The organism is Lentibacillus halophilus (genome assembly GCF_039522485.1).
Taxonomy (GTDB): domain Bacteria; phylum Bacillota; class Bacilli; order Bacillales; family Amphibacillaceae; genus Lentibacillus; species Lentibacillus halophilus.
In genome coordinates this window covers 20,819-43,968 of record NZ_BAAADM010000039.1, presented here as the reverse complement: position 1 = coordinate 43,968, position 23,150 = coordinate 20,819, and the positions used below count along the sequence as shown (strand labels likewise).

Genomic DNA, 23,150 nt, shown 5'->3' with positions numbered 1-23,150 from the left:
TTGGTATGAATGGTCAATCATTACTGTGCTTTATCCGAATAAATAGGGACCGATACCCATTGCGGCGAATTTTTCTGCACTTTGGTGACGACGACTGTCATGTCATCCTCAATAGCACCCGATCTTGTCCGTACAACCTCTTCCAGCAAAATATCAGCAATCGCTTGAGGATCATCTGTTTGCAGTTCCTGAATTTTTCGTTTTATCCAAATGTCCGTATTTTCTACGTGCTTAGGCCCGTCCAATATACCGTCACTCATCATGATCAAGATGTCTTCCGATTTTAGTTGCTCACTGACAATGTCCACATCAAATTCTTGAATAATGCCCATTGGCAGATTGCTTGCTTCCACCTTAATAATATCATCCCCCCGTTTAATAAAACTTGGCGTGGAACCAATTTTTAAAAAACGGACAAACGCATTGTGCAGATTGACAACAGCAAGATCCAACGTGGCATACATCTCATCTCTGGTGCGGAGGGACAAAATGGAATTGATCGATTTGATCGCCACTTTCTCAGGAATGCCTGTATGTAAAATTTGCTGAAGAAGACGCAACGTTTCCTCACTTTCTTCTTTGGCACGCTGACCATTACCCATACCATCGCTGATTGCCAGTGCATGCTTGCCTTCTCCGAGCTCAATTGTCCGGTAGCTGTCTCCAGAAACAAGGCCCCCTCCTTTAGCTGCATTGGCAATCCCTGTCTCCACCACATATTCCTTGGCTGAACCAAAGACTAATTGACAATAGCCATTGGGAAACGGGGATACCTCTTCGTGTTTGACGATAATCATTTCGTTTAAAATATCCGACAAAACTGGAGCAATGAGTTTCGGACCTTCGCCATGATAATGGTAAAAGGACAGTGTCATTTCAATATCAATATTGCCTTTTTCCAATCCGTAAATATCAAGTTTTTCCACTTCAATGCCCATGTGGTGCAGCGCATTCATAATCTGCATTTCCTGTTTTTCATGGTGTTTGCGTTCTTTAAGAATTTCATCGGCAAAATCATCCATGACGTCGGAAACACCTTGCAGCTGATCAGCAACAAATTGCTTGCTTTCTATTACCTGTTTTTTCAACTGTTTGTTCGCTTCGAAAAATGACATTTCCTCTTTCATGACGTCCACTACTTTTTTCGATTTGACACAATGATTTTCAAAATTGTGCATGGATTGACGACCCGGCTCTTTTCCAGCTTCCAAATCGTTCTTTACATCTTCCATTAACGAATACGTTTTATCGAACTGCTGCTGCCAACAGCGTTCCTTCATGAAACAGGACTGACATGTCTTCTCTGTCACTTGACTCAGAAAATAATCCGTTTCTTTCCGGTCAGCTGCTTCATCCTCTGTCATATCTTCAGCCGATGAGAAACTGTTGGACAATGCTTCAAAGACATTGGAAAATTGCTCCACACGTTTGGCTGTTACATTGCGGACTTTCTGTAAATATTGTTCCTGTTCTGTGGTATATTCATCGGTTCCAGGAATATACCGGGACAACTTTTTGATTAAGCTCTTCGGTGTCACTATAAACATCATAACAGCAATCAATGTTTCCTTAAGGGATGGAAGCACCGCTGCGACATCCACATAAATAGCAACCATTACTGTCCCGACCAATAGCCCGGCACTGACACCTGCTTTTCCTCCCTCTTTCAGCAGTCCGCCAAGCAGACCGGAAAAAGCAAGCAGACTCATTTGGTAAAGATTGGCAACATTGGCGAGTGACAGGATAAGGCCTGCGACAACGCCAACAGTCGAGCCAATCGATGCCCCACCGACAAACGCAAGCAGCAAAACAAAATATCTGGAAAAAACCTGCTCAACCGATGCGCCATACACTTCCCAGCCAATTGTTCCGGTCAAAATTGATGCAATGAGAATGATCATACAAACAATTTCCTCATTTTTCAGTGCCGGTTTATAGCGATGCGGTGATAAAAGTGGAATGCTTTGCATAAAGATTAATACCAGGACTGCTCCCAATACGCCTTCAACAACGAGTAGCATCCATTCATAAGATGAAAGCTTGTCGCTAATGGAATACAAGAATACTCTCGGTGCGGCCGTGGACATAAACACAGCCAGTGGCAGCAGGACTTTCTGTTTTGATGTGTTCTTTATTAACCCCGCTATGAAAAGAAAAATAATCATAGACAATGCCATGAAGGCGCCTTGTGTAAGCGAATACGTTAATGCGCCACCCAAAACAAACAGCATCGATTTAGCAGCTTTTTCTCGTTGAATAAACCATATCGTTGCCAAAAAAGCAATAGCAAACGGTGACACAACGGATAATATAATGGCTCGTCCAAGTAAAAAACCAACGATATAAAAAAGCCAACCTTTTTTAAGCAGTATTGTCGTCATAGTGCCTGCTATTTTTCTGACGAACTTGTCCAGGGCACGATCCTGCATATGCCCTCCAACAGGTTTGTAATCCGGAATAGAATTTATCATTGTCAACCACTCCTTCTTACACCCATTTAAGCACATAATACACACTGTTTTTGTCAAAACAGGAAGACGAAGTCAAAGAATCGTTCGACGTCTTTCCAGTCGGACAAGCGATATTCTACACAACCTTCCACGTTCTGTTTATTTATGTCAACGAACGGAATACCATTGACACATAACATGTGCTGTTGTATTATATCATTTGTGACTCATTCGGCGGTGTAGCTCAGCTGGCGAGAGCATACGGTTCATACCCGTAGGGTCGGGGGTTCGAATCCCTCCACCGCCATTCGTATTCATTAAACGTAAAAAAAAGCAGGCTTTCCATTGAAAGGAATTGCCTGCTTTTTTATATCATATATGGTGAATTCCGCATCAAATTTCGCATCAATTGATCATAGACAGCAAACAGCTATCCTCTTTTGGCACCACGACCTCCTCGCTTAGATTCCGTGTGTTTTTTCAAAGAGGCTAAACGATCATCCGAATCTTTAAGAAATTTGTTCATCTTGGACTCAAACGACTCCGTACGCTGACGAGGCTGCTGGCGCGGTTTGTCTTTGGCCTTTTTTATGGACAGACCAATCTTGCCATCTTCCTCGACATTAATGACTTTTACCGTCACACTGTCACCAACACTCAAATGCTCATTAATGTCTTTTACATAATTGTCAGCAACCTCACTGATATGGACCAAGCCTGTTTTTCCCTTTTCAATTTCAACAAAGGCCCCAAAATTAGTGATGCCGGTCACCTTTCCCTGCAGTTTGCTGCCTACTTCGATTGACATAAAAAAAGTGCTCCTCCTTAGAATTTCTTGAAAAGTGTACTTCTACTATATTATAGCCAGTCTTGTAAAAGTGTGTCAATATGAGGGTTCTTTGTCGGGAATGTTAAAAATTAACTCACCTTCTTTGGAATAGAAATAATTGGTCCGGGCTATTTCTAATACATATTCATCGTTGTTCAGTAAATGAATGTCTTCCTTCAAACTTTGTTCTTTCTTTTCCAAGTGAGCAAGCTTATCCTGCAGCTGTTCGTATTGCTGCTGTTTTTCCGCATGCAATGATCGCTGCTGTAAGTGGTACACCGTAAGGCTTCCAATAACGAGCATGGTAATAGCGGCAAATAAAACGAGCCGGCGCACCAAGCGCTTTTTCTTGCGTTTTTGTCTGGCTATGTAGGCATCATACTGCTGCATGTAATCGGAATCCAGATGCGTAACTGTTTTTTCATCTGCCGACACGCTTGACTACCTCCTCCTGAACCATAATTCTTTGATCCATTTCCTACATATATTCTCTATTTTACTATAAAATCCTGCTATTTTGTATAATTTCTTTTGAAAGGAAGACGGAAGCAAGCTATAAAGCAGTCGGAACAGCCAAAAAACCGGAGTAAATACAATGGTGACGAGCCACCGCACAAGTGCGGTGGCAGCACGAAGTATGGACATAGCCACCGCTGACATGAACAGGATGATGGCTTTCACCGGTATGATAACAAGTATTTGCACTGTCCGCCTGCAGAAGCGGTATACGGCTGCCACCATACGGATGATGTGTTCGAGGAATGTTTGATAGGCATTGGCAGCCACTCCTTTGTACATGGAAAATCCGAGCAGGCACGCCAAAAATACATAAACCCGCAATTCTCCGCTATTTACCAAAAATAATACATAATATAACAGCATCGTCTGAGACAGCCAAAAAACAATTTCCATGGCGTAGATCATAAACGGGCTGCCTTTCCAATAAATCGACAGACGCCTGTAAGTGTCAAGAATAATCCCTAAATAAAACCCGCCTGCAGTCATGGAGAGCATCGTTGCAAACTGTGCACTTAACGTCATTTGAATAGCTTGCTAAAGAATCCTTTAGCTTTCTCCTGATGATGGTCGTCCACATAGGAAAGTTCATATACCTTGCCTTTTATAGTGACAAGCCCGTCACCTACATCCAAATTTTGCATCTGCAAATTCTGTCCACGAATAATTAAATAACCCATCACTGTTTCTAGCAGGAATTCTTCATTATCAAAACTGTCAACCTCTTTTACTCCAGTTATTTCCAAGTTCTTACGGTCGTTTATCTTAACGGAATGTTCCTGCTGAGTGCGATTGACCGTGTCATTTTGATAATCATACATACATTTACCCCTCCCTTGTCATTATTACTATATGACGAGAGGGACAAGTATAGAACTGTCTTTAATCCACTTTTTCTTCATGGATCACGCGGTATAATGTTTCTGCCTCCCCCTTTTGTGCTGCTTCTTGCAACGATGTCACCTCTAGGGTTACCACTTTTTGGCCAAAACGAATCACCAGTTCATCCCCGACCGAGACAACGGAAGAAGCTTTTGCATTATTTCCGTTAATGGTGATGCGCCCCTGCCCGGCTACTTCTTTTGCCAGCGTCCGCCGCTTAATAAGCCGTGATACTTTCAGAAATTTATCCAGCCGCAATACCATCATCCTTTCCTCTTTGCTTGATTCCAATAGTCTTCCATTTTTTTAAATGGAGCCGTCCATATATCGTCTCCCTGATTCGTCAGCTGCTTTTCGATGTACGAAAAGCGGTACACAAATTTTTGATTGGTTCTGTTCAAAGCCACTTCCGGATTAATGTCATAGTACCGCGCCACGTTGGCCAGTACAAATAAAACATCACCAAGCTCTTCTTCCACTTTATCTGTTGGTTGTTCAACCATCGCATTCTGAAGCTCCCGCCACTCTTCCTGAAATTTCGCCAGCACGTCTGCTGCCTCGTCCCAACCAAAACCGACCTTGGCTGCTTTATGTTGTAACTTAAAGGCCTTTGCCAGCGCAGGTAGCCCGATAGGAACACCGTCCAGAACCGATGTCCGCTCGTCGCCTTTTTCTTCTTGTTTCAATGCATCCCACGTCGCGTATACCTCATCGACCGTGTCGGCGGATTGATTGGAAAAAATATGCGGATGACGGTGAATCATCTTTCCAGTAATCGAATGGATGACATCATCAATGTTAAAATAGCCATGGTCTTCACCAATCTGACTATGCAACATGACCTGCAATAAAAGATCGCCCAATTCCTCAACAATACCATCATCATCCTGCTCATCAATCGCCTCTAACAATTCATAAACCTCTTCAACCGCATACGGACGCAATGTTTCATGTGTCTGTGCGCGGTCCCACGGGCAACCATCCGGCGCCCGCAATGCAGCAATCACATGACGTAACCGGGAAAATGTGTGCTGCAGCATGCTCTCGGGCACCGGAGGAATATAGACCGATGCCCAATTGGAAACCTTATCAAACGAACGGTCCAAATCCTCCAACTGAATTTCAATCAATGTTTCCTGTCGGCTCCCGGCCGCCTCCACAATACGGACAGGATAATCCGGGGGGAGGTCTTCCAATAGTTCAAGTTTTACATGGGAGGCCGTCATTCGATCATACACCTGACTGATAAGGAGATGCTGCCGGTAGTTCAGTCCATGCCTGTGAAAAGCTGTACCATCCGTCAATTGAAACCCGTCTGCCGGATCAATGTTCAATGCTGTGAAAAGCGCATCCAGAAAACTATGACCCCCCATGACGTCAACCGGTACATCGGTTTGTTCCAGTAACCGCCTGACCGTCTCCTCAGCCACCATGGGATGACCAGGAACAGCGTATATCACTGATTTTGTCCGCGCTTCATCCACGAGTCTGTCTGCAATCGCTTCATAAACCGTGGTAAAGTCTTTTGATGATTCATAAACATCATCAAATGGTCTAAACACAACCCCTTCGTTTTGCAATTCCTTTACGACCGGATGGTCGATTGTTCGTACAAACACATCCGTTTCCGCACGCAACAATTTACGATACACCCCGAGTGATAACTGCTCTGCATCACCCGCCCCGAGGCCGATAACCTCAATGGTTCCTTCCATCACAAATCCCTCACTTTACAAAGTCACATTCATAAGCATGTCTATCACATCCATGATACCATAGTTCCGATTGACTAGAAGCTGCTCGGAACTAATTACGACTCAAACGAAAAAAGTGCCTTATTTTGTCCAAATAAAGACACTTTTTCAATAAGAAAACCGATTCAATCGAAGCCATTTCGTTTTACTTTCATTATTCCATTTGTCTCGCTAAGAAACTGGCAGCCGTCTGCACCGCCTTTTGTTCCGCATCACCGATTTTATTTCCTTCGTTGGAAAACAACATCACACAGCCAATCGGGTCGCCGTTGGCAATGATAGGACTGATGCAGTACGAGTCAACCTGTTCGTCTCTTCCTTGGATTAGTTCTATTGAGGTCGAATCCGTTTCATAGGACATAGTACGATTTTCCATGGTGCTTTCCGGTTCTGTACCAATGCTTTGATTTAAGTAGTCTTTTCGGGAACCTCCTGCGACGGCGATAATCTCATCACGATCGCAAATCAACACGGGATACTGAAGTGATTCAAACAATGCTTCCGCGTATTCTGTCGCAAATGTCCCCAACTCACTGATTGGTGAATATTTCTTTAAAATGACTTCGCCTTCCCGGTCGACAAATATCTCCAATGGATCTCCTTCACGAATACGCAATGTTCGTCTGATTTCTTTTGGAATAACCACTCGTCCCAAATCATCAATACGTCGTACAATTCCAGTTGCTTTCATGGGTAGGAAGCCTCGCTTTCTATGGTGATTGTTCCTGGTGCAGGCACTTTTTTCAGACCTTTCCTTTGACAGAAAAAAACACCAGTTGTGGGTTTAGTATGAAACATTCCACAGGATCTATGCATCACATAAAAGCGACCGGAAAAGGCGGGCGGCTTCCCCCGAAATGGTGTGCCTATGACTGAGCTGACGCAACATCATCCCAGTCCACTGCACCCAGTTGCTGAATGAATTGTTCCGCTTGTTCATACCGTTGTTGCTGCGTATCGCGTGTCCATGTCAAGATTATCTTCAATTGGTTGCCTTCCGTTCCAAGTTGCACTTGGCGACCAAATGCATTTGCTTTTTCAAACAGCTTGGAACCGTCGATATTCCGGCTGCGATTTTCATCCACCAAAAGCTCCATCTTGCCGGACTTTTCAGTAATATAGGCGACACGCTGCTGCTTGGCATGGAATTTTAACGATGTCACCGTAAATAAGTTGTCTACTTCTTCCGGATAATCGCCAAACCGGTCAATTAATTCATCCCGCAAATCCGTTATATCTTCTGAAGACGTAATGGCTTGAAATTGTTGGTACATGGCCACTTTTTGTTTTTCATCATCGATATAGGTATCCGGGATGTAAGCATCTAACATCAGCGAGAGCTCAGGTTCAAATGCTTCTTGTTCATCCTGTTCCTTGCCGGACTTGCGTGCATTTATGGCGTCCTTAAGCATCTGCGAATACATGTCGAATCCAACCGAGTCAATGAAACCGTGCTGTTGTGCACCCAACAGATTGCCCGTACCGCGAATGGATAAGTCACGCATAGCAATTTTAAAGCCGGATCCTAGTTCCGTAAATTCTTTAATGGCTTCCAGACGCTTTTCCGCCACTTCGCTGAGCACTTTATCCTGGTGATATGTGAAATATGCATAAGCAACACGATTAGAACGACCAACACGTCCACGCAGTTGATACAGTTGACTGAGCCCCATGCGATCGGATGCATTGACAATCAATGTGTTCACATTCGGTATATCTACACCTGTCTCAATGATGGTCGTGCTGACGAGAACATCATATTCACCAGCTAAAAAAGCAAATATAATATTTTCCAGTTCCGTTTCATTCATTTGACCATGGGCGACCGCAATTCGCGCATCTTCAGCAAGCATACCAAGGTCACGGGCTGCTTTATCAATATTATCAACTCGATTATGCAGGAAAAACACCTGACCTCCACGTGCCATTTCCCGTTCAATAGCTTCTCGGATAAAAATGGGATTGTATTCCGTGACATACGTCTGAATAGGAAACCGGTTCTCCGGTGGTGTTTCAATAACGGATAAGTCACGAACACCAAGCATCGACATATGCAATGTTCTCGGAATTGGCGTTGCCGTCAACGTCAGGACGTCAACATTGGACTTCAGCTCTTTAATCTTTTCCTTATGTTTGACACCGAACCGCTGCTCTTCATCTACCACCAGCAATCCCAGATCCCGATAGACGACATCCTTGGACAGCATGCGATGAGTGCCGATAACGATATCGACCTGTCCTTTACGAAGCCCTTCAATGGTTTCCTGCTGCTGTTTTCTCGTACGAAACCGGCTTAACATACCAATGTTGACCGGAAAGTCCTGGAATCGCTCCTGAATCGTCTCCATATGCTGTTGCGCAAGAATGGTTGTCGGCACAAGGATGGCCACTTGTTTCCCATCCACCATGGCTTTGAATGCAGCACGCAAGGCCACTTCGGTCTTTCCATAGCCGACATCGCCGCAGAGAAGACGGTCCATGGGGCGTTCGCGCTCCATATCGTGTTTAATCTCGGCAATGCATCGCAGCTGATCGTCTGTCTCCTGATACGGAAAAGCCATATCAAATTCACGCTGCATTTCTGTATCTGCACTGAAAGCATGCCCCTGTCTCGCTTCTCGTTCGGCGTACAGCTTAATGAGATCATCAGCAATATCCTCCACACTGGACTGGACTTTCCGTTTCACTTTCGTCCATTCGCTGCCGCCCAATTTGTGCAGTTTTGGCTCTTGACCTTCAGATGCAACAAATTTCTGAACCAAGTCAATCTGATCAATGGGGACATAAAGCTTATCATCCCCTGAGTACCTGATCAGCATAAAATCCTTATGCAAACCATTTACTTCAAGCGTTTCAATACCCAGATGCTTGCCAATGCCATGGTGGGCATGCACCACATAATCGCCCGCTTTTAACTCCTGATAATTTTTAATACGTTCGGCATTTGAAAGCTTCTGTTTTTGTTGGGGTTTGCGTTTTGTTTTCTTTTTGAACAATTCATTTTCCGTGATGAGCACAAGTTTATGCATCGGAAACTCAATGCCATTGCTGATATTGCCGACCGTAATAACCGGTCGGCTGACAGGAAGATCCAGATCTCGAACAACGTCCGCCTCCACCGAATAATCCGCAAAAATGGATTGAATCTTTTCCGCACGGTCTTCATCCGGTGCGAACACAACGACGGAAAAGTCACCTTTTTCCCATCGCTGCAGTTCGTTTTGAAACAGACTCATCTGCCCATGGAATTCTTGCATGGATCGTGCCGATAAATTAACAATGTTTTGCGGATGGGTATTGGGGATATGCCGTAAAAAGACGGACATATAAAGTCGTTGCTGACTCATATTGGCTTTAACCGTGTTCCAGTCATAGGAAAATGTGCTGCCTCTAACCATGGTATTCGCTTCCAACAAGCTGCTGTACCATTCCGCCTCCTCAGTATCCAGATTGGAGGCCGTCTCCTCAATACGGCTCATTTCATCCATAATGATCAATCCATCGGAAGGGAGGAAGTCTAGCAAACTAGCCGGGTTATCATATAGAAATCCAATATACTTATATAATTCCTGAAAATGTTCCAAACGTTTCATACGGTCTATATCGTGCTCAATCGTCTCGCTCAACGTTTCCTTCGCTTCTGTGGACGTCATTTTTTGCAGAGAGTTGGCTAACGCATTCTCCAGGCGATTGGCAGCTGCCAGCCTGTCCTCATCCGTTAGAATCATTTCTGTAGCAGGTCCGGCTGTAAAAGATGACAACTTTTCCAGCGACCGTTGTGTTTCCGGATCGAACTGACGAATAGAATCGATCTCATCATCAAATAATTCAACACGAATCGGTCTTTCCTCCGTAACCGGATAGACATCAATAATACCACCACGAACACTGAACTCACCCGGCGTCTGAACCATAGATACCCGTTCATAGCCCATGTCAATCAATGACGATAGATAAGCATCCAGGTTGATCGTTCCGCCGTTATGAAATGGCAACTGATAGGAAGACCAATAATGGGTTGGAGGCAATATCCGTTTCAATGCCGCAACTGGCGCAATGAGAATACCAGATTTGTTCTGCGACCATTCGGTCAGCGATTGGATACGTTGACTGCGCAGTTCCGGACTGGCAATAGCAATTTCCGAGGCAATCAGTTCATTGACCGGGTACAAATGAACATGGTGCTCCCCGGTTAATTCGACTAAGTCGTCATAAAGCTCCTGGGCTTGCACAAGTTGATTTGTTACAAGCAAAACGGGTTTATGCATAGATTCGTTAATGACCGACACAAACAAGCTTCTCGCTGAGCCGGACAGACCGGATACGAGCTGTTCGCTCATGCCATCTGAAAGGCCATTAATGACCGATGCTATATCTTCTTTTGATTCTAAAAATCGATGAATTCCCTTCATTTTCCCCCACCTGCTTACGTGCAAAAATGCTCTGATTCCTTTCGGGACCCAACCCTCATGCGAGATCCGTCAACAGGCAACCAAAGCTTCTTGCAACATTTCTGTTATTGTAAAAAATGATCCAATTCATGATACGTTGGATGGCTTTCGAGTGACGCTTCACAGCTTTCACAAATGGCCTTAATCTTTATATCCCCATTTTCCCGGTAATCAATCATGTCACGTGTATCGTCAGCCGATAACTGGTCAAGACCAAGCATGGACGCATCAACCCTCCGCTGATTCAATTGTCCAATTTCCTGTCCACAATGTCTGCATTGATAGATAATTGGCATACCTATACCTCCTCGAATAAACATAACCTATCCTAAAGTTTATCCGAAAAGCGTATTGTTATACTATATGCAGAATCAGCGATTAAATTCATTCATCACTTCGGGAAAAGATTGCTCCATCCATGACTCACACGCATCAGCCGCCATCCGAATGCTTTGTACCGCATGTTGTCTTTCATCTTTGGTAAACGGGCGCAGAACATAATCAACAACAGGCATGGCATTCTCCGGTCTTCCAATCCCGATCCGCAGCCGGTTAAACTCTTTGGTACTCAAATGATCAACAATGGAACGGATACCATTGTGACCACCGTGACCACCCTTTTGCCGCAGACGAATCTTACCCGCTGGCAAATCAAGATCATCATGGATAACCAGCAAATCGTTCATATCAATATGGTAATAATCTGTAAGTGGACGAATCGATTCACCGGAAAGATTCATGTATGTTTGCGGCTTCAACAAAATGACTTGTTCACCGTGAAGTGTCTCCACCGTTGATTGACCGTTAAATTTATCCTTTTTTACTTTCCACCCATGCCGCCGGAGCAATTCATCAATCACCATAAAACCGACATTATGCCGTGTCTTATCATATTTTCGTCCAAGGTTGCCCAATCCAGCAATACATTTCATGTTGCTTCTTCCTTTAACAGTATATTTATCAAGCGATCCAATAATAAAGCAAAACCCTCCTATCCCATTAGGAGGGCCTCTATATTTCCTGGTGGGAAACAGTATGCTTGTTTCGCTGTACTGCTTCTTTAAAACAGCTTATTTCTCGTCATCGTTTTCGGAACCGCCAACCAGATCCGGCTCAGCCTCCTCATCAGCAGGAGCCTCGTCGGTCTCTTCCACCGTATCCGGTGGTACAACCGTGGCAATCGTTGTTTCATGATCCTCAAGGAATTCATAAGCCGATGATTCAGGCAAGTCAGCAATGGAAATCGTATCGCCTATATCTAAATCGGATATATCAGCAGAAATCTGTTCCGGAATGTCAGCAGGTTTCGCACGTACTTGCAATTCAAATAATGGCTGTTGCAAGACACCGCCATCTTTGACACCTTTTGCCTCTCCGTCCAGATGCAATGGTACTTCCACATCCATTTCCTCGGCCATATTAACGATATAAAAATCCGCATGCAGCACATCATCCCGCAGCGGTTCCAATTGATAGTCATGAAGCATAACATTAACCGGTTCGTCATTTTCCACAGCAAGCGAAATAATCGCATTCCTTCCTTCATCCCGTACCGTTTTCGTCAAATCAACACTGTTGACCGTTATCGTTTTGGACGCTTTATCTTTTCCATAGACAACGGATGGGACATTGCCATTTTTTCTGATTTGCTTTGTTACTGATTTAGAAAGGTCTTCTCTTTTTTCTGCTTTTAATATCACTGCCATATTTATCACCCTCCATTAGTTGAGAATCCTGTTTGCATTCATGTTTATTAATGCGGTAAATGTTTCAGTAACACTCCCCATTAAAACATAATTCGCACCATTATACAAAAGTCACCCGTTAATCAAACAGCATGCTGACCGACTTCCGCTCATGTACACGGGTTATTGCTTCACCGATCAGCGGAGCAACGGATAGTTCGGTGACCTTTTCACTGCGCTTTTCCTCAGGAAGTGGAATTGAATTCGTTACAACTAATTCTTTTATTTTGGAATCATTTATTCGATCTATGGCCGGACCTGACAGCACCGGATGTGTACAGCATGCATACACTTGTTCTGCGCCATTTTCCACCAGTGTATTGGCCGCCAGTGTAATGGTACCCGCTGTATCAATGATGTCATCAATAAGTATCGCTGTTTTGCCTTCAATATTTCCGACAATATTCATGACTTCCGCAACGTTGGGGCGGGGTCTGCGTTTATCAATAATACCAATCGGTGCCTTAAGACGGTCGGCCATCTTTCTGGCACGAGTAACACCGCCATGGTCGGGGGAAACAATAACGAGATCGTCAAAATTTTTCGCCTCAAAATAATCAGATAAAATGGGCACACCCTGCAAATGATCGATTGGTACATCGAAGAATCCCTGTATTTGGGGTGCATGCAAGTCGAGCGTGATCACACGGTCCGCACCGGATGATTCAAGTAGATTGGCCACAAGTTTCGATGTGATCGGTTCTCGTGACCGTGCTTTACGATCCTGCCTGGCATAGCCGTAATACGGCATAACAAGATTAATGGACCTGGCTGACGCACGCTTGAGCGCATCGACCATAATCAAAAGCTCCATTAGATGCTGGTTAACAGGTGACGAGGTAGACTGGACAACGTATACATCGCAACCACGGACACTTTCTTCGATGTTAATTTGAATTTCTCCGTCACTGAATGTTTTAACTGTGCATTCACCCAAATGGGTACCAATATGACTTGCAATATCTTCAGCAAGCTCCGGGTTGGAATTGAGTGAAAACACCTTCAATGCTGGATCTTTATAGCCAGATGCCATGGAAAAAACCCTCCGTTAGTCCTTTTTTTGATTCTTGATTCTGGATACATAACCTTCTTTATTGGTCTGCCTTGCACGGGCAATGGACAATGAATCCTCAGGAACATGATCCGTAATGGTTGATCCGGCAGCGATGTAGGAGCCTTTCCCCACCGTCACCGGTGCTATCAGATTGGAGTTACAACCGACGAATGCATCGTCTTCAATGGCTGTCACATGTTTATTATTTCCATCATAGTTAACGGTGATCGTTCCACAGCCGATGTTGACCCGACTGCCGATATCTGCGTCGCCGATATAGCTCAAATGAGGAACTTTGCTCTTATCTCCAAGCGACGATTTCTTCACTTCCACAAAGTTGCCGACTTTCGCTTCGCTGCCGACTGATGTTTCCGGTCTTATATGAGCGTATGGGCCGGCCTGTACCCGGTCACCGATATAGCTATCTTTTGCGACACTTTGGCGGATAAGAGCGGCTTGTCCAACAGAGCAGTTGTGAATCTCGGTATGTGGTCCTATTTCAGCATCGGATTGGATCACGGCCTTTCCGGTAATAATACAACCGGGGTGAATGAGAACATCCGGCTCCATAACGACATCCGGTCCGATGTACGTGTTATCCGGGTCAATGAGTGTCACGCCATTTCGCATATGTGTGTCATTGATGCGCCGTTTCATCACTGTCTCAGCATGAGCCAGCGCTTTTCGATCATTAATGCCCAGCGTCTCTTCAAAATCGGACGTCTGGTAGGCACCCACCGTTTCACCGCGATTTTGCAATATTTCAATGACATCCGGCAAATAATATTCCCCTTGCGCATTGTCATTGGAAACATGCTGAAGCGCGTCAAAAAGCACTTTGTTATCAAAACAGTACGTTCCCGTATTGATTTCATCGACCGAACGTTCATGATCGTCCGCATCCTTTTCTTCAACAATCCGTTCCACTTCATTCCGCTCATCCCGAATAACTCTGCCGTATCCTGCAGGGTTTGGTGCTCTGGCTGTCAAAACGGTTGCTTTAGCACCAACGTTTTCATGATAATCAAAAAGCATGCGATATGTTTCACTTGTAATCAACGGCGTATCTCCGCATACGACAATCGTTGTTCCATTTTTATCTTTCAGCAAGTCCTCCGCCTGCAATACGGCGTGACCGGTGCCCAGCTGTTCTTCCTGCAAAACCAGCCGGCTGTTATCATCGATGTATTCGGCCACATCATCCGCACCATGCCCTACAATCGTCACCATTTCATTCGGTTGTATAGCATTTAATTGACCGATGACATGCTGCAACATTGGACGCCCGGCAACCGGATGAAGCACTTTATACAGCTTTGACTTCATTCTGGTTCCTTGTCCGGCAGCAAGAATGACGGCATATCGTTTCGCCATGAGGAATCCTCCATTCTGAATATCCATTATGAATATATCTTAAACCAGAGCGAATTTCAATCCATAGGCATGGCCAGTAGCAAGTAAACAAGCATAAATATAAGAGCATAGGACGAATAGAACAGGTCATTTCCCCGACTGAAAAAAAGAAGACTAACCTGGCAGCAGATTAGACTTCTTGTTTCATTCATTCAGGAAGCACCAGCTTCTTCGTAATTTTCCTCTGTTTCCCCGGCAAGACGATACTCACCCAGAACAGCATCTTGTATCTTGCCACGGGTTTTCGAATTAATTGGGTGGGCTATATCCCTGAATTCGCCATCCGGTGTTCGCTTGGAAGGCATCGCCACAAACAGTCCGTTATTGCCATTAATCACACGGATGTCATGTACGACGAACTCGTCATCCATAGTGATCGATGCAATAGCCCGCATTCTCCCTTCCGTATTCACGCGGCGTAATCTGACGTCCGTAACTTCCATGATGTTTCACCACCCTTTCCCTTTGTGCTTACCAACTCTAATTCAACAAAAAAGTAAGAATTCCTGCCTATTTTTAAAAATTTTATCAATTGGATTAAAAATCTTCCTCATAAAAATGAGAAAGACCTTTTAGGAGTAGGGTGAAATATTTCCGGGAACAGCCGTTATACGCTGATGTTTCCCATCAGCCTCTGTAATGTTAACAAGTGACTTATAATGATCCACCATCCGCTCATCTTCATCATCTTCCGCTTCAGCAAGCACCCCGACGGCACTCACGTTGGCATTGAATTCATCCAACAAATTGATCATACCATTAATCGTTCCGCCGGCTTTCATAAAATCATCAATAATGCAAACATTGGTATGTTCCTGCAGACTTCGTTTGGGTAGAACCATCGTCTGAATTTTTTTGGATGAACCTGATACATAATTAATGCTGACCGACGATCCCTCAGTCACCCGCGGATCCCTTCTTACAATAACAACCGGTACATTCAAAACAGATGCTGTCGCATAGGCAAGCGGGATACCCTTGGTAGCAACAGTGACGACCACATCAATGGCTGAATCGTGAAACGCCGTTGCCAAAATACGCCCGAGATAATTAACCATTTTGGGATCACCCAAAATATCACTCATGTATAAATAGCCGCCGGGTAACATGCGCTCTGGATCTTCCAGCATTGTGCACAGTTGTCTGATAAAGGCCATGCTGTTCTCTTCCGAAAGTTCCGGGATGAATCGAACGCCGCCGGATGCACCGGGAAGCGTCTGCAAATAACCTTTTCCCTCGGCACGCATGACCCGATCAATGATATCCAAATCCTCACTGATCGAGGATTTTGCTGCTTTATACTGCTCACCAAACACCGGAAGAGACGTATGTTCCCGTGGATTTTCCAAAAAATAATGCATTAATGAAACCAAACGATCGCTTCTTTTCATATGGACACCTCACGCTTATAACCGTATATTTTAAGTAAATATATCATTAATGTACGTATTTTTTCAAGTTTTTAGCGCTGATCCAACAGCCGCACGATATAAACAGCATCACAAAAACCGCGCAGGCCATTATACACTCGTCTGGCTCTGCTGAAGGGTCGGACCAATCCAGCAATCACCGGGCCGCTTCCACTCATAACTGCACCGGCTGCACCATTGGCAAGCATCTTCTCTTTAACCCGGGCCACTTCCGGGTGCATGGAAAACGTAACGGGCTCCAACGTGTTCCCGACACTGTCGCAAAGATTTCGGAAATTCGCCTCTTCCAGTGAACGAATGACATCTGCGGTCGGTTGATGTTTTAGGTTGTTCAGGTTCAACCTAGGAAAAACATGTCTCGTGGATATCCCCATATCCGGCTTGGCAAGAACGACATAACAAGCAGGTGGTGATGGCAGCGGATGAATAACCTCGCCACGTCCGGTTCCAAGGGCAGTCGTTCCAGTCATGCAAAAAGGCACATCCGAACCAAGACGTGCACCTAATTGGGTCAATTCGGCCCGAGAGGCACCGACTGACCACATTTGATTGAGGCCACGCAAAACCGCTGCCGCATCACTGCTCCCACCACCAAGTCCTGCTGCCACCGGTATGTTCTTTTTTATATTTATCCGGACCCCTTTTGTCAGATGATACTGTTGTTTAAAAGCTGCTGCCGCCTTATAAGCAAGATTTCGCTCGTCATCAGGGACATATTGGCTGTCTGCCGATACGTCAATGACATCACGGTGACGTTCATGGAGCTCTAAGATATCGGTTAAGTCAACACTGGTCATAATCATTTTCACTTCATGAAACCCATCCGTCCGTTTTCCGAGGACATCAAGGGATAAGGTGATTTTAGCCGGAGCCTTTTCCAATAACACCATCAGCGTCCTCCTCTTTATGACAACGTTCATTTCCTGAGTCAAATTCTACCTTTTACCAACGCCTTAAAACTAAATGGCATTATATCATATTCAAAAGGCGGCTGCGACTAGCGTTGCATCTATGGACGCCCACAACTTTTCAGAACATTTAAAAGGCAAACCCTTAACCGAAGGGTTTGCCTTTATTGTTACATGTTCGATTGCTGCTCGGCTATTTCAATTGCCCGTTTCACCATATTTCCGGCATCTTTTGCGCGAATGCCTCCCCAGCCTTCCTGCTGCACGGTGTCGTAAAACCCTAACTCTTTAGCAATTTCTTCTTTCAATTGGTCGGACATTGCTCCGCCTCGTCTGCCCAACAAAGAACATCCCCTTTCAACAAAGAGTCTTTACGACAGTTATAGTTTATGGTGACGACAAAGAAGAAACACCCGTTAATTATAGGCAAATAAGGAAATCATTAAAATGTATATGTACAGTACGTTCCGGTATGATTTCCGACAGAAGGACAAAAATAAGCAGCAAACCTTGTTTACTGCTCGGCCAGCATAACTCTCTCATCCTGAAAGTTCAGTTCCACTGTTTCCGTCAACACGTCGGCATAGCTATAAGAAACACGTTCGAATGCATTTTCGTCCTGATCCAGTTCAACAATAAAAACAGCTGGGTACGTTTCCGCTAGTACACCATAGCGTTCAATCGTTTTTCTCCTCCCGCCGTTAGCTTTCAGCTGCAAACGTTTGCCGACCTGGCACTCCAGACCTTGTTTGATTTCGATTAATGTTTTTGCCACTATACTCCACCTCACTCCTAATTATATTAGCATATACCGAATTAAAAGTCAAATAAAACTTATTATTATATCAGCATAGCTTTTTATGTGTCAATAACTAAAACCATTTTCTTTATTTAGTATGGCAAAAAAGTAACAAAATATGTATGACACGGTTAGTCCGAAGTGATCCTTAGACAGGAACAACACAATGATCGTTCCTGTCCGTCAGTCGTCTTCCTCCTCATTATATATATAAGGGATTCCGGTACGCAGCAGTCCTTTCGTTTCAATTCCACCCATACCCTTTTCTCCAGTCATCGTGTTCCGGAGTGTTTCCCATACGCCAACCTTTTCCATAAACGGGGTATATGCAATTTTAGCGGCAACATAAACCGGATCCAGAGCGTGAATGTTAATACGCAAAGGTGCACTCGCAAAATTAGCACCGGCTTTAATTAGTGATTCAAAATGAGATTGGCATGCACCTGCAAATATGACCACATCATCCAAATTGGGATAATTGTCTCGGATTGCCCGGACCGCTTCAGCAAAATATTTGGAGTTCCGGTAGGCGCGCAATTCTTTTTTCATGCCTTTTTGACTGGAATAAGCGTCATGACCGGTGATTACAATGATATTCGGTTGGATTTTATCCACGAGTTCGGGAATTTCATGCGGCATATCTTTCTCATGAAGATGAACACCATGAACCTGCAGACCAATCCGATTGTACAATTCTATACATTTACGAAGATACATGCGGTCTCCATCGATATGCAGCACTTTAGCCGGAAGCTGAAAGAAACGTCCTGTATATTGATACCCATTTGTTGTCTGGTACTCCCGTTTGTCCTTCATCAGTTGATAATCCTGCCGGAACAAACGATAAGAAAACTCCTCCTGATCCTTTCCCTGCTTTTTTCGCCGTTCCAAATCCCTCTTCCCGACTTGAACCAAATCACCCAAAGAGGCATCTGCGATAAGACGGACATTTTCACCATACAACAGGGCATTATCCCCGGATACAGATGCAATGCGGAACAGCAAATCATGATTATACGATTGTCGTGTTACCATGTCTCCTGCTGAAAAACTCATAAAGCCACCTCACAGCCTCTCAACGGATCAAGTTCCTTATCTGCAGACTATGACCGATGGGCCTAACTTGTGCCTAACATATAAAAAGCGATTGCATGTGGATGAGCAATCGCTTTTTTGTGACGCATATTAGAATGTACGGTATAAGACGTTGGCCAGAGCCGCAAACTCCTCCATTGCCAACGATTCCCCACGCCGCTGGGGGTCAATGCCGGTATCCAGTAACACGTCTGAAATCATTTCTTTGTTCACCGATGTACCGAAATAGTGCCGTAAATTGTTGCGCAACGTTTTTCGGCGTTGCGCAAAACAAGCTTGGACAACGGAAAAAAAATAATCTTCGTCATCCACCTTAACTGGTGGTTCCGTTTTTTTCGTCAATTTCAGCACGCTGGAGTCCACATTCGGCGATGGCATGAACACACCTTTGGGGACATTCATAACGACTTTTGCATCGGTATAATACTGAATCGCAATAGTAAGCGACCCATAAGCTTTGCTGTTAGGCCCGGCTGCCATTCGCTGAGCAACCTCTTTCTGAATCATGACCGTAAAACTGGAAACAGGTAAGTCTTCGCGCAGCAGTTTTATTAAAATCGGTGTTGTTATGTAATAAGGCAGATTAGCAACAACATGCACCGGCTGATTCTCATCAAAATAGGTCTCCATCATCGCGGAAACGTCGGCTTCGAGTATATCCTGATGAATCACCTTTATATGATTATAGTCTCGCAGTGTATCATTTAGAATGGGAAACAACCGGTTGTCAATCTCATATGCGACAACTGTTTTCGCTACTTTGGCAAGTTGTTCCGTCAAAGCACCAATGCCCGGCCCAACTTCAATCACACCGGACAATTGATGGATGTCTGCCTTTTGTATAATATGCTGAAGGATCGTCACATCAACGATAAAGTTTTGTCCTAAACTTTTTTTTACCGAAAAGCCGTGTTTTTGAAGTATGTCAGCTGTTCGTTTAGGTGTTGCTATTGGTTTTTCGTTCATTATCTTCCTCCTGCCGTACCCGATTCATCGCTTGGTTGAATTGATGTTTGGATATGCGGAACATGGACAGTCGCTTCAGCAGCTGTTTGCCATTTGTATGACCGATATGCAGCAGTGCACCGAGACGTTCCCGTCGGCGGGCAGCTTCCGGCGTTCCAATCAGCCCTTCTGCGATCAAATCGTCTCTTGTAATGGACACCGGTTCATCTTCAGTCAATGTATACACATTTTGCAACGCTTGACGGAGTGCAGCCGGGGATGCATGTTCAATTCCGATACTTTTTCCATTCTCATTTTTTGCACGGGCATCATCCTGTTGTAAAAATGCGTGTTTGCATCCGTCAACGGCATTGGCAACAATATGGCGGATCCGGCTTCCCGGATAATCCGGATCGGTAAAAATAATAACACCACGCTTAGTTTGTGCATGCCTTATTTGATTTATAACCGACGTTTTGACAGCTGATCCGTTTGTTTCAATCGTATCAGCGTTAACAGCTTGCTTTAGTTTTGCTGTATCGTCACGTCCTTCAACGACAATAACTTCCTGAATTTTCACGTATAATCCTCTTCCCAAATAGTATGCTCCTGTCACTATATCATGACAGGAGCTGTTTTCCTATATATTAATCAAGTATCTTAACTTTGACAGTTTTCCGACCAAAAGCACTTGCTGCCGACTGAGTCGGAACATGCAGGTCAATCCGATTCCCAACGATATTGCCGCCCGTATCACCTGCAACAGCCGTTCCATAGCCTTCCACCCATACTTTCGTACCCAGTGGAATGACACTTGTATCAACAGCTACAACCTTCTTGTTCCGGTTAGCGTTCAGATTAATCCCTGTAGCAGTAACACCCGAACAACCGGAACAATTTGCTGAATAAGCAGTTGCATTCATATACATGACTTCACCATCGGCGTTTTTATTTTTACTGTTGTTATCGGAACTACTTTTGGCAGACAATGTCGTCAGATTCTGTCCTTTCGCCTTGGTTCCAATAGCGACAATCCGATCTTTACTCTCGCGCTGCACGTTTTTGTCAATCAAATCCCGATCGACTGTCTCCCCATTCTTTTTGGTCACTTCATACGTTTTAGTGACCAAACCTTCCTGACCGTCAGCAATAACATTTTTTTTGCCTTTTTCCAGGCTGCTGTCATTGCGTTTTTTCACTTGGTAATCCACCGATTCTGTTACGTTTTTGGTGACTTTTTTCATACGGGTGATGGTTACGGGTGTGTCTTTTTGGACTTTTTCACTTTTAGCAGGAGTCACTTTATCCAATTTATTAAGTTCTATGTCTTGATTATTCAATAACTGTTGAACATTTCCACCATTCGTCCAGACTTTTTCTTTACTCCCGCCATCATTAACCATAACCTGAAACGCCTTATCGATTTTAATGGTCGTGTCATTATCAATCGATGCGTCTTTTTTACGGGATGTGTCATCACGGTCATTAACTTGAATATTTTCATCCTTAAAGAATTCCCCAACTGTATCACTTGTGGTAAAGTACGTTTCTTTTTCACCATCAATGAGCACGGTAACTTGATTCGCTGCATCGTATGTAACAGTCATATCATTTTTAATTGCTGTATCTAATTCATGGGATAGATCATCATGTTCGTCATACGAAATTCCTGCTTCGGCAAGTAATTCTTCTACGTCTTTTGCATGGGTATTAATCGTTTGCTTTTCACCGTTTTCAGCCAATGTCACTTCAGTTTTTGACATTTCAAACACAACGAATCCGGAAAAAGCAAGCAGGATGGCAATGCCTGCACCAGAGACAATCTGTTTCCACATACGCTTTGGCACAAGCTTTGAAATGAATCGCATATTTAAATGCCTCCTTTCCATACGACTCTGATTATAGTAACCATCCTATGCATTTACAACGAAATTTCAATTACGTTCTATTTACGTTTAAATTACAAATAATGACCATTCAATGACACCGTCGTTTCCAATCTGATTCATGAGCAACCTTGTTTTCCCGCTGCATCATAAAAAAGAGACTGACCAATGCTGTCAGCCTCATCCATTTTCCTGTTATGCAAAATATCAGGAGTCACCTATTTTCAATAACTTAAACGCATTTTCAGTTGTCACACTGCTCAATTCATCAAACGACATACCCCGGAGTTCGGCAATTTTCTCAGCAACCAGTTTAACGTAAGCCGGCTCATTTCGCCTCCCCCGGTTCGGATGTGGTGCGAGAAACGGTGCGTCGGTTTCCACAAGCAGCCGGTCAATTGGAACTTGGACGGCGACATCTTTTGGCATGGTCGCATTTTTGAACGTAACCGGGCCACCCAGAGATATGTGAAAATTCATATCGAGAAACGTCGGTACGTATTTGGCGTCATCGTTGTAACAATGCATGATGCCGCCAACATCCTTTGCGTTTTCCTCTTTCAGCACATCGATAATATCCTCCGTTGCCTCTCGGTTATGAATCGTGATCGGCATGCCAACTTTTTTGGCTAGCGCAATCTGTCTGCGAAAAACATCTTTTTGCACATCTTTTGGCGATTTATCCCAATGATAGTCGAGACCCATTTCACCAATGGCGACAACTTTCGAATGCTGGGTGAGGTCCTCGATCCATTCCAGGTCTTCATCGCACATGTCAATGGCATCGACCGGGTGCCAGCCGACAGCGGCATAAATCGTTTCATACTGTTCGGCCAGTTCCAATGCGAGCGGAATCGTCTCGCGGTTAAAGCCAACGACGATCATATACGCAACACCAGCATCAAACGCGCGCTGGATGGTTTCCTCCCGGTCATCAACAAACTGTTCGACATTTAAATGCATATGTGTGTCAACTAACATAGAATCACTCCT

At 44.3% G+C, this 23,150-nt stretch carries 24 protein-coding genes and 1 tRNA gene; 1 reads left to right on the top strand and 24 read right to left on the bottom strand.

The genetic code is table 11. The features are described 5' to 3' along the window. Positions 1-20: 20 nt before the first annotated feature. Entirely contained in the window at positions 21-2,471 is a 2,451-nt protein-coding gene (gene spoIIE, locus ABDZ72_RS07820; protein ID WP_343752238.1) for a stage II sporulation protein E, read from the bottom strand. Positions 2,472-2,683: 212 nt separating this feature from the next. Between spoIIE and ABDZ72_RS07815 the strand changes: the two genes are divergently transcribed. Beyond that, positions 2,684-2,757 (top strand) — tRNA-Met (locus ABDZ72_RS07815). Positions 2,758-2,880: 123 nt separating this feature from the next. Here ABDZ72_RS07815 and ABDZ72_RS07810 read toward each other — a convergent pair. The 23 genes from ABDZ72_RS07810 to ABDZ72_RS07700 all read right to left on the bottom strand — a co-directional run bounded on the left by ABDZ72_RS07810 (position 2,881) and on the right by ABDZ72_RS07700 (position 23,138). Then, positions 2,881-3,258: a S1 domain-containing RNA-binding protein gene (locus ABDZ72_RS07810; protein ID WP_343752237.1), complete on the bottom strand. Its 378-nt coding sequence runs from the start codon at positions 3,256-3,258 to the stop codon at positions 2,881-2,883. A 75-nt stretch (positions 3,259-3,333) separates the two neighbouring features. Next, positions 3,334-3,714 (bottom strand): FtsB family cell division protein, encoded by a 381-nt coding sequence (locus ABDZ72_RS07805; RefSeq protein WP_343752236.1) that lies wholly within the window; start codon positions 3,712-3,714, stop codon positions 3,334-3,336. A gap of 6 nt (positions 3,715-3,720) precedes the next feature. Continuing rightward, complete coding sequence (gene yabQ / locus ABDZ72_RS07800; RefSeq protein ID WP_343752235.1) at positions 3,721-4,320, bottom strand: spore cortex biosynthesis protein YabQ; 600 nt, start codon at positions 4,318-4,320, stop codon at positions 3,721-3,723. Next, positions 4,317-4,616 (bottom strand): sporulation protein YabP, encoded by a 300-nt coding sequence (yabP, locus tag ABDZ72_RS07795; protein WP_343752233.1) that lies wholly within the window; start codon positions 4,614-4,616, stop codon positions 4,317-4,319. Before yabP ends, yabQ begins: the two co-directional genes overlap by 4 nt. A 61-nt stretch (positions 4,617-4,677) precedes the next feature. After that, positions 4,678-4,935, bottom strand: coding sequence for an RNA-binding S4 domain-containing protein (locus ABDZ72_RS07790; RefSeq protein WP_343752255.1), 258 nt, complete (start codon positions 4,933-4,935; stop codon positions 4,678-4,680). Between the two features lie 5 nt (positions 4,936-4,940). After that, positions 4,941-6,392 (bottom strand): bifunctional methyltransferase/pyrophosphohydrolase YabN, encoded by a 1,452-nt coding sequence (yabN, locus tag ABDZ72_RS07785; RefSeq protein WP_343752232.1) that lies wholly within the window; start codon positions 6,390-6,392, stop codon positions 4,941-4,943. Between the two features lie 193 nt (positions 6,393-6,585). Continuing rightward, positions 6,586-7,122 (bottom strand): stage V sporulation protein T, encoded by a 537-nt coding sequence (gene spoVT / locus ABDZ72_RS07780; RefSeq protein ID WP_343752231.1) that lies wholly within the window; start codon positions 7,120-7,122, stop codon positions 6,586-6,588. 175 nt (positions 7,123-7,297) lie between these two features. Continuing rightward, complete coding sequence (gene mfd / locus ABDZ72_RS07775; protein WP_343752230.1) at positions 7,298-10,843, bottom strand: transcription-repair coupling factor; 3,546 nt, start codon at positions 10,841-10,843, stop codon at positions 7,298-7,300. Between the two features lie 104 nt (positions 10,844-10,947). After that, positions 10,948-11,178 (bottom strand): anti-sigma-F factor Fin, encoded by a 231-nt coding sequence (gene fin, locus ABDZ72_RS07770; RefSeq protein ID WP_343752229.1) that lies wholly within the window; start codon positions 11,176-11,178, stop codon positions 10,948-10,950. Between the two features lie 75 nt (positions 11,179-11,253). Continuing rightward, positions 11,254-11,814, bottom strand: a complete 561-nt coding sequence (gene pth, locus ABDZ72_RS07765; protein WP_343752227.1) for an aminoacyl-tRNA hydrolase — start codon at positions 11,812-11,814, stop codon at positions 11,254-11,256. A 138-nt stretch (positions 11,815-11,952) separates the two neighbouring features. Continuing rightward, on the bottom strand, positions 11,953-12,588 hold the full coding sequence (locus ABDZ72_RS07760; RefSeq protein WP_343752225.1) for a 50S ribosomal protein L25/general stress protein Ctc: 636 nt from the start codon (positions 12,586-12,588) through the stop codon (positions 11,953-11,955). 118 nt (positions 12,589-12,706) lie between these two features. Beyond that, complete coding sequence (locus ABDZ72_RS07755) at positions 12,707-13,660, bottom strand: ribose-phosphate diphosphokinase (protein WP_343752224.1); 954 nt, start codon at positions 13,658-13,660, stop codon at positions 12,707-12,709. Between the two features lie 15 nt (positions 13,661-13,675). Beyond that, positions 13,676-15,055, bottom strand: a complete 1,380-nt coding sequence (gene glmU, locus ABDZ72_RS07750; protein ID WP_343752222.1) for a bifunctional UDP-N-acetylglucosamine diphosphorylase/glucosamine-1-phosphate N-acetyltransferase GlmU — start codon at positions 15,053-15,055, stop codon at positions 13,676-13,678. 191 nt (positions 15,056-15,246) lie between these two features. After that, positions 15,247-15,537 carry a septation regulator SpoVG gene (gene spoVG / locus ABDZ72_RS07745; protein ID WP_343752221.1) on the bottom strand — a complete coding sequence of 97 codons (291 nt, stop codon included), beginning with the start codon at positions 15,535-15,537 and terminating at the stop codon, positions 15,247-15,249. 129 nt (positions 15,538-15,666) lie between these two features. After that, on the bottom strand, positions 15,667-16,485 hold the full coding sequence (gene purR, locus ABDZ72_RS07740) for a pur operon repressor (protein WP_343752219.1): 819 nt from the start codon (positions 16,483-16,485) through the stop codon (positions 15,667-15,669). A 71-nt stretch (positions 16,486-16,556) separates the two neighbouring features. After that, positions 16,557-17,414: a 4-(cytidine 5'-diphospho)-2-C-methyl-D-erythritol kinase gene (gene ispE / locus ABDZ72_RS07735; RefSeq protein WP_343752217.1), complete on the bottom strand. Its 858-nt coding sequence runs from the start codon at positions 17,412-17,414 to the stop codon at positions 16,557-16,559. Between the two features lie 188 nt (positions 17,415-17,602). Next, positions 17,603-17,773 carry a small, acid-soluble spore protein, alpha/beta type gene (locus ABDZ72_RS07730; RefSeq protein ID WP_343752254.1) on the bottom strand — a complete coding sequence of 57 codons (171 nt, stop codon included), beginning with the start codon at positions 17,771-17,773 and terminating at the stop codon, positions 17,603-17,605. Between the two features lie 173 nt (positions 17,774-17,946). After that, positions 17,947-18,207, bottom strand: a complete 261-nt coding sequence (gene veg, locus ABDZ72_RS07725) for a biofilm formation stimulator Veg (RefSeq protein WP_343752215.1) — start codon at positions 18,205-18,207, stop codon at positions 17,947-17,949. 207 nt (positions 18,208-18,414) lie between these two features. After that, positions 18,415-19,287 (bottom strand): sporulation peptidase YabG, encoded by an 873-nt coding sequence (gene yabG / locus ABDZ72_RS07720; protein ID WP_343752213.1) that lies wholly within the window; start codon positions 19,285-19,287, stop codon positions 18,415-18,417. Positions 19,288-19,416: 129 nt separating this feature from the next. Beyond that, complete coding sequence (rsmA, locus tag ABDZ72_RS07715; RefSeq protein WP_343752211.1) at positions 19,417-20,292, bottom strand: 16S rRNA (adenine(1518)-N(6)/adenine(1519)-N(6))-dimethyltransferase RsmA; 876 nt, start codon at positions 20,290-20,292, stop codon at positions 19,417-19,419. Continuing rightward, on the bottom strand, positions 20,264-20,851 hold the full coding sequence (gene rnmV, locus ABDZ72_RS07710; protein ID WP_343752209.1) for a ribonuclease M5: 588 nt from the start codon (positions 20,849-20,851) through the stop codon (positions 20,264-20,266). The genes rsmA and rnmV overlap by 29 nt, the downstream gene beginning before the upstream one ends. Before the next feature lie 67 nt (positions 20,852-20,918). Further along, positions 20,919-22,139: a resuscitation-promoting factor gene (locus ABDZ72_RS07705; protein WP_343752207.1), complete on the bottom strand. Its 1,221-nt coding sequence runs from the start codon at positions 22,137-22,139 to the stop codon at positions 20,919-20,921. Between the two features lie 225 nt (positions 22,140-22,364). Beyond that, positions 22,365-23,138, bottom strand: coding sequence for a TatD family hydrolase (locus ABDZ72_RS07700; protein ID WP_343752205.1), 774 nt, complete (start codon positions 23,136-23,138; stop codon positions 22,365-22,367). Positions 23,139-23,150: the final 12 nt, after the last annotated feature.

What these genes read in the sequence shown, in the direction of transcription:
- spoVG (WP_343752221.1), bottom strand. Translation starts at nt 15,537, where the DNA reads ATGGAAGTTACGGACGTCAGATTACGCCGCGTGAATACGGAAGGGAGA.
- mfd (WP_343752230.1), bottom strand. Translation starts at nt 10,843, where the DNA reads ATGAAGGGAATTCATCGATTTTTAGAATCAAAAGAAGATATAGCATCG.
- rsmA (WP_343752211.1), bottom strand. Translation starts at nt 20,292, where the DNA reads ATGAACGAAAAACCAATAGCAACACCTAAACGAACAGCTGACATACTT.
- glmU (WP_343752222.1), bottom strand. Translation starts at nt 15,055, where the DNA reads ATGGCGAAACGATATGCCGTCATTCTTGCTGCCGGACAAGGAACCAGA.
- yabP (WP_343752233.1), bottom strand. Translation starts at nt 4,616, where the DNA reads ATGTATGATTATCAAAATGACACGGTCAATCGCACTCAGCAGGAACAT.
- ABDZ72_RS07810 (WP_343752237.1), bottom strand. Translation starts at nt 3,258, where the DNA reads ATGTCAATCGAAGTAGGCAGCAAACTGCAGGGAAAGGTGACCGGCATC.
- pth (WP_343752227.1), bottom strand. Translation starts at nt 11,814, where the DNA reads ATGAAATGTATTGCTGGATTGGGCAACCTTGGACGAAAATATGATAAG.
- spoIIE (WP_343752238.1), bottom strand. Translation starts at nt 2,471, where the DNA reads ATGATAAATTCTATTCCGGATTACAAACCTGTTGGAGGGCATATGCAG.
- ABDZ72_RS07760 (WP_343752225.1), bottom strand. Translation starts at nt 12,588, where the DNA reads ATGGCAGTGATATTAAAAGCAGAAAAAAGAGAAGACCTTTCTAAATCA.
- fin (WP_343752229.1), bottom strand. Translation starts at nt 11,178, where the DNA reads ATGCCAATTATCTATCAATGCAGACATTGTGGACAGGAAATTGGACAA.
- ispE (WP_343752217.1), bottom strand. Translation starts at nt 17,414, where the DNA reads ATGGTGTTATTGGAAAAGGCTCCGGCTAAAATCACCTTATCCCTTGAT.
- ABDZ72_RS07705 (WP_343752207.1), bottom strand. Translation starts at nt 22,139, where the DNA reads ATGCGATTCATTTCAAAGCTTGTGCCAAAGCGTATGTGGAAACAGATT.
- yabG (WP_343752213.1), bottom strand. Translation starts at nt 19,287, where the DNA reads ATGAGTTTTTCAGCAGGAGACATGGTAACACGACAATCGTATAATCAT.
- ABDZ72_RS07755 (WP_343752224.1), bottom strand. Translation starts at nt 13,660, where the DNA reads ATGGCATCTGGCTATAAAGATCCAGCATTGAAGGTGTTTTCACTCAAT.
- spoVT (WP_343752231.1), bottom strand. Translation starts at nt 7,122, where the DNA reads ATGAAAGCAACTGGAATTGTACGACGTATTGATGATTTGGGACGAGTG.
- yabN (WP_343752232.1), bottom strand. Translation starts at nt 6,392, where the DNA reads ATGGAAGGAACCATTGAGGTTATCGGCCTCGGGGCGGGTGATGCAGAG.
- yabQ (WP_343752235.1), bottom strand. Translation starts at nt 4,320, where the DNA reads ATGACGTTAAGTGCACAGTTTGCAACGATGCTCTCCATGACTGCAGGC.
- purR (WP_343752219.1), bottom strand. Translation starts at nt 16,485, where the DNA reads ATGAAAAGAAGCGATCGTTTGGTTTCATTAATGCATTATTTTTTGGAA.
- ABDZ72_RS07700 (WP_343752205.1), bottom strand. Translation starts at nt 23,138, where the DNA reads ATGTTAGTTGACACACATATGCATTTAAATGTCGAACAGTTTGTTGAT.